The sequence below is a fragment of the Bradyrhizobium sp. 76 genome, from assembly GCF_023073025.1.
In the GTDB taxonomy this organism is placed as follows: domain Bacteria; phylum Pseudomonadota; class Alphaproteobacteria; order Rhizobiales; family Xanthobacteraceae; genus Bradyrhizobium.
The window spans coordinates 88,339-95,502 of record NZ_JADPIS010000116.1 but is presented as its reverse complement, the minus strand read 5'-3'; the positions used below and the strand labels follow the sequence as shown (position 1 = coordinate 95,502).

At 60.4% G+C, this 7,164-nt stretch carries 5 protein-coding genes and 3 pseudogenes; all 8 read left to right on the top strand.

Features of this window, described 5'->3' with window-relative positions; translation table 11 throughout:
- A pseudogene (locus IVB48_RS32935) lies at nt 1–269 on the top strand (IS110 family transposase); the annotation flags it as partial.
- Nucleotides 270–1,467: 1,198 nt separating this feature from the next.
- Nucleotides 1,468–1,698 (top strand): DUF3363 domain-containing protein, encoded by a 231-nt coding sequence (locus IVB48_RS32930; RefSeq protein WP_247339222.1) that lies wholly within the window; start codon nt 1,468–1,470, stop codon nt 1,696–1,698.
- Complete coding sequence (locus tag IVB48_RS32925) at nt 1,656–2,054, top strand: DUF3363 domain-containing protein (protein WP_247339225.1); 399 nt, start codon at nt 1,656–1,658, stop codon at nt 2,052–2,054. The genes IVB48_RS32930 and IVB48_RS32925 overlap by 43 nt, the downstream gene beginning before the upstream one ends.
- A 201-nt stretch (nt 2,055–2,255) precedes the next feature.
- Nucleotides 2,256–3,405, top strand: a pseudogene (locus tag IVB48_RS32920) (type IV secretory system conjugative DNA transfer family protein); the annotation flags it as partial.
- Between the two features lie 258 nt (nt 3,406–3,663).
- A pseudogene (locus tag IVB48_RS32915) lies at nt 3,664–4,083 on the top strand (CopG family transcriptional regulator).
- A gap of 530 nt (nt 4,084–4,613) precedes the next feature.
- On the top strand, nt 4,614–5,024 hold the full coding sequence (locus IVB48_RS32910; protein ID WP_247406699.1) for a hypothetical protein: 411 nt from the start codon (nt 4,614–4,616) through the stop codon (nt 5,022–5,024).
- The gene (locus IVB48_RS32905; protein WP_247406696.1) at nt 5,021–5,662 is read left to right on the top strand and encodes an SDR family oxidoreductase; all 642 of its coding nucleotides are present in this window, start codon (nt 5,021–5,023) and stop codon (nt 5,660–5,662) included. Before IVB48_RS32910 ends, IVB48_RS32905 begins: the two co-directional genes overlap by 4 nt.
- Before the next feature lie 70 nt (nt 5,663–5,732).
- A complete protein-coding gene (locus IVB48_RS32900; RefSeq protein WP_247406693.1) occupies nt 5,733–6,728 on the top strand; it encodes a nitrilase-related carbon-nitrogen hydrolase in 996 nt (331 codons plus the stop codon).
- Nucleotides 6,729–7,164 lie beyond the last annotated feature (436 nt).

The following is a 7,164-nucleotide window of genomic DNA, read 5'->3' as shown; positions in this document are numbered from 1 at the left end:
GCGACGTGCGGCGGGCGCTGTACGAGGCGGCGAGCGCGCTGCTGACGCGCTACAAGAAAAAGGACAGGGTCAAGGCCTGGGGGCTGGCGCTGGCGAAGCGTTCCTCGCACCGCAAGGCGACGGTGGCGGTGGCGCGCAAGCTCGCCGTGATCATGCATGCGACATGGACCGGCGGCACGTTCTACTGCGGCGACCCGGACGCGTCCGCGGCAGATCTGCGCGCCGAGCGGACTGCCAAGCAACGTAAATTGCTCGGGGCTTACGCATGAGCCGCCGATCCACCGACCGACCAACGACGCGGTGATCGCCGCGTCCTGAACATGGAGCTCCGCCGCTGGCGGATGAGGACTGGTGCAGCACAACGACGACGGAGCGCACGTTATCTTGCCTGCGACGGTGCATCTTCGGATGCCGACCGATCGCGCCGGATTGCCTGTGATGTGGCTCCGTCATGCCGATGGAAAGATGCGCCGCGACGGCATATTTTGTGCCGTCGCTGAGCGCGGAAGACTGCACGGCGCATCAGGACTCGTGACCATCGCGGCGCATCATGTCATGGCGTGGATCAGAGAGACTTGTCGTAAACGAGAAAGGGCGCGAGAATGGCTGAGATCAAGCAGACGACCCGACCGATTAAGACGGCAGGATAAAAGCCGCAAGGTGCGGCCGGTCGGTTGTGAGAGAAAGTGTATGGATTTCAATGATCGACTAAACATTGCGGCGACCTGGAGCAAAGTTCAGCTTTCCCCAAGGCGCTGTTCTTACACCGCTTTCGATGCCTTGCGGCGGCCGGAATGACGCGCGAGGATGATCTTCGGATCCGTCCCGGCTGTATCCGCTCCACGCGCGCGCCCCGGACAAAGCCGTTTGTGCCGCAGGTACTCACAGCCGCTCAGAAGGCCGGCGGCCTCTCGCGAGGCAAGGATGGCCATGGCGGAAAGTTTGGACGCGGCCGCGCCGCGAGCATCGCTGCGGCACGGCTTCTCAACGCCAGCGGCCGCGGTGCTATGGTCAAGGCGCGGGTGGTGCGGCGGATGCGTTCGCCGGGCGCGTTGCGCGCCCATATCGGTTACCTGCAGCGCGACGGAGTCACACGAGACGGCGCTCAGGGCAAACTATTCGACGCCGAGGCGGATGATGCGGACGGTTGCGCCTTCGTCACGCGTTGCGAGGGTGACCGCCATCATTTCAGGTTCATTGTCTCGCCTGATGATGCGACCTCGTCATCAGTCCCGGTTATATCGCTATGGGCTTGCGCGCCGGCGCCAGCGACCTTGTCATGCGCGAACTTGGCCCTCGTTCGGAGCTCGAGACTCGCCAGAGCCTTGAGGCGGACACGACAGCCGAACGCTGGACCACACTCGATCGGATGCTTGCCCGGGAAGCGGGGACGGCGGACGGCGTTATCAATTTGAGGTCCGAGCGGGATGCCGGGCGCGATCCATTGCGGGAAAGCGGATCGGGCGCATGCGGACGCTCGCGCGGCGCGGTTTGGCGGAACCTGCGGGCCCCGCCGTCTGGGTTCTGGCCCCCGATGCGGAGGCGAGGTTGCGCGCGCTGGGCGAGCGCGGTGACATCATCAGCGGCTGCACAAAGCCCTCACGCGGGACGGCGCCAGCCGCACCCCCGCATGCTGGGCACTGGAGGCGAAACTCATGGCGAACCAATCGTTGGCCGTCTCATCGGGCGCGGGCTTGATGAAGGGCACAGCCTTTGCCGTTGTCGACGGGATTGACGGGCGTGTGCATCACGTGAAGCTTCCTGCTGTCGAGGCGGCCGGCGATGGGCCGATCGGTGGGATCGTGGAACTGCGCCGGTTTGCGGACACCCGTGGTCGAACACGGATTGCGCTCGCGGTTCGCTCGGAGCTCTTTCTGGACCAGCAGGTCGCGGCGGATGAAGCAACGTGGCTAGACCGGCAGCTCGTCGCGCGAGGTCCTGCCGAGCTCTCGCGCATTGCGTTTGGCGCCGAGGTCCGTGCGCACTTGAATGGCGCATCGATGTTTTGGCCGACCAAGGACTCGCCCGGTGCGATGGCAACAAGGTCCGGCTAAGCCGCAACGTGATCGAAAGCCTCCGCGACCGCGAACTCGACGTCGTTACACGACGGCTCATGGAGCAAACGGGGCTTCCGCACTTGTCATCTGATGTTAGGTGAGCAGATCTGAGGGGATTATCGTGGACGTCTGTCACTGGCGTCCGGGCGCTTCGCGATGATCGAGAAAGGCCTCGGCTTTCAGCTTGTGCCCTGGTCGCCTTCGCTCGAGCGGGAGTGGCCGCGTTCGCTGATCGTCCACGAAATCAAGCGCGAGAATTTCCAGTTGACCTCGGGATGGCGCGCGCGCCTTGGAGATGTAATCTTATTCGACCGACAAACACGGCAAGCGCCGCCTACAATTTGCGAAGTACGAGAAGCGCAAAATGTCTGCATATCCTGGTTGATCCCGAAGGGGCGCTCGAGCGCCGCAACCATTGGGAAAAACCAGCCATTCTCTGCTCGTCGGCGCTATCCTGCATGTCCTCTACCTGAAGCTGACAAGACACTTGCCGGGGCTCAACTTGGTGATCGCGTTCATCCCGTCGTCGCTTCAGCAGCGCGAGAGCTGCTCAACAAGAGCGAGAACGAGCGGTCGGGCGTGCTGTCGACCACAATGAGCTTCTTGGGCCTTTATCGCGATCCGGTCGTTGCTAAGGTCACCGCGCGGAGCGATTGGCGCATTCTCGATCTCGTCGACAAACCGCAGCCCGTTTCACTCTGTCTCGTCGTGCCGCCATCCGACATCGTCCACACAAAATTCCTGATGTGGCTCATCCTCAATCAGATCGGACGGCGCCTGACCGAGAGCCTGGATCCCGACCGGCGCCGTCAAAAGCTCCTCCTGATGCTCGACGAGTCATGCAGCTCTGGGCCGCCTCGATTTGTTCGAGAGCCAGCTTGCCTTCATGGCCGGCTATGGCATTCGCAGTTTCCTGATCACTCAGAGCTTGAACCAGTTAGAACGCGCCTATGGGCCGAACCACGCGACCTCGACAATCGTTACATCCGGATAGCCGTCTCCACAATGACGAGCGCACCGCTAAGCGCGTCTCGGATGCGCTGGAGACCGCGACCGAACTGCGCGCCATGAAAAACTATGCCGGGCATCGCATAAGCCCCTGGCTTGGACACTTGATGGTGAGCCGCCAAGAAACGTCCCGTCCTCTCCTGACGCCTGGCGAAGCCATGCAGCTCTCATCGGAAGAGGCGATTGTGATGGTGTAGGGCCTCCACCCGCTGCGTGCCACCAAGGTTCGTTATCACGAGGACCCGCAATTTCAGAAGCGAATCTTCAAGCCCCTAAAGCAGCAACAATTCTCTTGTCCTCGCGCCCGGATGAGGACTGGTCGGGGCGCCCACCCCCTGCGCCCTCGATCGAACTGCTTGCGACTCGGCAGCGAAAGCATGGCGACCCGAACGGGTGGCTCCGGCGCGAGCCAGAATTGCCGCAGCACGAGGAGATCGAAATCAAGGCACCGCTCGCGGAACATGAGTTCGATGCTGGTCCCGTGAGCCCGACGCAGATGCGGTCCAGGCACAAGCGCTAGGCCGCGTAATGCAGGGATTAGCGCGCGCGACCAGCCTCGACCTGACGATGTCATGGACCTCTGAGTGGGGACAAATCGGTGAAAAAGGTTCAGCTCAGTATCTAACTTGATCCGCAGACATTCAGGACCGTTGATGTCTTTGCGGAGCGTCGTGGCCAGCCCAAGTCGCTGGTCGCAGCGGCCGCGATCGCGTCATTTCTTTCGCCTGACAATTCCGACCGACGCGAGGCGGCTATTGCCAAGCGGCTGGATCGCATCGCACGGCTGCTCGAGCGTCTCGAACGCAATGACAGCATCACGCTCGAGACGCTCGCCCTTTTCGTTCGCTTCTGGTTGACATCGCTGCCGACATTACCAGAACAATCCAGTCCAGCCGCTCGCGCCAAATGCGCCGAACGCTATGATCGATTCGTTGAAGCGCTTGGCCGAAGGCGTTCCAGCGGATCAACCGTTCTGAAAGAGGTGAGCTTGGATTCGAACGCCGCAATTCCAGAGTAATTTAACAATCGTCGGAGCAGGCGGACGATGCAGGACTACAAGGGAACTTGCGAGGGTGCTCGCGCCGAGTAGTTCGGCCGCAGATAACGACAGGGCCAAATCGAACGGACCGAGCGCCTTAGATCGGGACCGACGGCAGATATCTGAGGGCTGGGAGGCCGCATGACATGAATGCTGAAATCTGAAGCGAGTTGAGACGAGGTACGGCCTGCATTCGAGCTGCCGCTCGATGGAGTAACGCTGCTTGCTTGAGCAAGCGGAAGCCTCTCCAGAGTTCCGGAAGCTCTTCTCAATAGTTGGCCTACCAGTTTTTGCGGATTGCATCGCAGGTCCTCTGTGTTAGCAATCCACGTTGCACGGTCTTAGTCTGCGAAATCCTGTCGAAAATGCGAGAACTTGCACTGCCCCCAACTTCAGCAAACTGGTGTAACGTTATCCGTTTACGTCAGATTGCAATGAGGCAACCGCTGAGACCGCCTGCAATATGTTTCCACAATTCCAGAGGAACGGAACTACATCGTCCACTTTCGATGGAAGGACAACTGGAGAAGCACATTGGCTTGGAGCCGTTGAATGAGGCCCAATCCCGCCGGATGGCGATGATGGCCAAGCATCCTCACACCAAGATCAATCTGATCAGCTCGCTGGCCTCGCGACAAGACGGCGTTACGCAAGCAGAGTTGCGCAAGGCCACAGGATGGAAGCTTGTCCCGATGCCCCTGATCGCGAAGCGGTGCAAGATGAAGCTGATTACCAAACGTGAGAAGGGCAGCGTCACTCGCAAGAACGGTAAGATCGCCAGCAAGAGCGGCCACTTCACCACGTACTACATGATGGCGCATCATTTGACTACGGCAGTTGCCGACGCGACTACCGACACAGTGGGCAGAAAGCCCTATCCGTCAATGCATAAGCCAAGTGATGCGGAAAACGCGTCATGAGCCAAAGGCCTGCAGGGAAACGCGAAGCTATCCCGACAGCGAGGCTCGGCTATTTTTCGCGCCGGCTATCCCGCTTCGGAGGAAAGCGCGAAACTGTTATAGCCCATTTCGATGCCAATGCCGAAATTGCGAAACTCGGCTCGCTCGCGCAAACAACTCAGCAGAGCGTTGACGTCTTCGTCAATTTCCCCGGATTCTATTTCAATACTCACAAGGCGCTGCCTCTCGCGCGCAACCCGAGCGAGATCGTCTTCACGGCTTCTTCGTCCAATCAGGTCGGAATCGCGGGAACATCGGTTGTGTCGGCATCCAAGGCCGAACTGTGCCACTTGACGCGAGCCCTTGGCACCCAACTGATCCGCCGAAGCGCTCGGATAAACGCCGAGAGCTCGGGCGTCACCGAAAGTCCGCTGTTTAGAAACATCGGCATTTCCGAGACCAGCGTGCAAGACCGCGGAACGGTCCCGCTGGAGCAGATAGCCGCGAAACACTTCGGTAAGCCACGGAAGATCGCGGCGCGTGAGCTTCCTCGCTTTCGACGACGCATCCTACATCACCGGCATCGACGTGGCTGTCGATGGCAGACGCATACAGCCCTGAGTCCAACAAGCCCCCATGGGCTCGAAGAGCCCCCGTGAGAGTCATCCGTCATCCTCTACACCAGTTGCAGTGCAACGCTCGGATACTCACAATGTGCAGAAGAAGAGAATGAGAAAAATCGTTAAGGCAGCCGCCGTACAGATCAGCCCCGTGTTGTACAGCCGAGAGGGGACAGTCGAGAAGATCACCAGAAAGATTCGCGAATTGGGCAAAAAGGGGGTGCGTTTCGCCACGTTTCCCGAGACCATCATTCCCTACTACCCCTATTTCTCGTTCGTCCAGCCGCCCTTCACGCTTGCCAAGGAGCATCAGAGGCTGCTTGAGCAGTCCCTTACGGTACCCTCTGCGGAGACGCATGCGATCGGTGATGCGGCCAAGGACGCCCAAATGGTCGTTTCGGTCGGCGCCAATGAGCGGGACGGAGGATCGATCTATAACACTCAGCTCCTGTTCGATGCGGACGGCACGCTGATCCAGCGTCGCCGCAAGATCACCCCCACCTATCATGAGCGGATGGTCTGGGGCCAAGGCGACGGTGCCGGCCTTCGCGCCGTAGACAGCGCCGTTGGCCGGATCGGCCAGCTTGCGTGCTGGGAACATTATCTCCCGCTGGCAAGATACGCCTTGATTGCCGATGGCGAGCAGATCCACTCCGCGATGTACCCCGGCTCAATCTTCGGCCCTCTTTTTTCCCAGCAAACGGAAGTGAGCACCCGACAGCATGCCCTTGAATCGGCCTGCTTCGTCGTCAGCGCAACCGCATGGCTCAACGCCGACCAACAAGCCCAAATTGCCAATGACACGGGCGCTGCTATCGCCCCGATTTCCGGCGGTTGCTTCACGGCTATCGTTGCCCCCGATGGTCAATTGATAGGCGAGCCCCTGAAGGAAGGTGAAGGAGAGGTGATTGCCGATCTCGACTTCATCGAAATCGACGGGCGCAAGAGAGTGATGGATGCAAGCGGTCACTACAGTCGCCCTGAACTGATCAGCCTCCTGATCGACCGAACACCTTCTTCGCACGTCCATGAACGGACTATTCCTCCGAGGAGCGTGGCGACTGCCGGCCTTCATCGCGAGGACCGTGCTGCGGACGCCTCTTGACATTTTTTGGTCCTCCCCGCCCGAGCCGGAGATGGCGCATCCCCGCTTCGACCCGAACGGCCGGAGATCAGGTAATCGCCCGAGAGTCACGTGCGCAAAGAGAAAGAGCTAGTTTGCAGCAGGGCCATGCGGGCCGCTTGGCATGATCCAGACCGATTCTCTATTGGAAATGACTAGCTGCGGAGCCTCGCCAATGACCTTCAGCCTACAGCGCACCCGGTCACTGCAGCGGCAAGTTCGCTTCAGGTGTTCGAAAAGTTACGCTGACCGCCGCGCCCATCCTTGCCGCGCCCCGCCTTGAGATCTGGATGTTGCCTCGATGAGGACCCGCTCATGTTGGGAGCCTACATCGTCAGCTCGAGACGGCTCGTCACGGCAGGTCTTTCCGAGTGGCGCCAAACGGCGGACAGATCAGGTCCAGGCGATCCTCGCCGGG

What these genes read in the sequence shown, in the direction of transcription:
- IVB48_RS32930 (WP_247339222.1), top strand. Translation starts at nt 1,468, where the DNA reads ATGCGGACGCTCGCGCGGCGCGGTTTGGCGGAACCTGCGGGCCCCGCC.
- IVB48_RS32925 (WP_247339225.1), top strand. Translation starts at nt 1,656, where the DNA reads ATGGCGAACCAATCGTTGGCCGTCTCATCGGGCGCGGGCTTGATGAAG.
- IVB48_RS32910 (WP_247406699.1), top strand. Translation starts at nt 4,614, where the DNA reads ATGGAAGGACAACTGGAGAAGCACATTGGCTTGGAGCCGTTGAATGAG.
- IVB48_RS32905 (WP_247406696.1), top strand. Translation starts at nt 5,021, where the DNA reads ATGAGCCAAAGGCCTGCAGGGAAACGCGAAGCTATCCCGACAGCGAGG.
- IVB48_RS32900 (WP_247406693.1), top strand. Translation starts at nt 5,733, where the DNA reads ATGAGAAAAATCGTTAAGGCAGCCGCCGTACAGATCAGCCCCGTGTTG.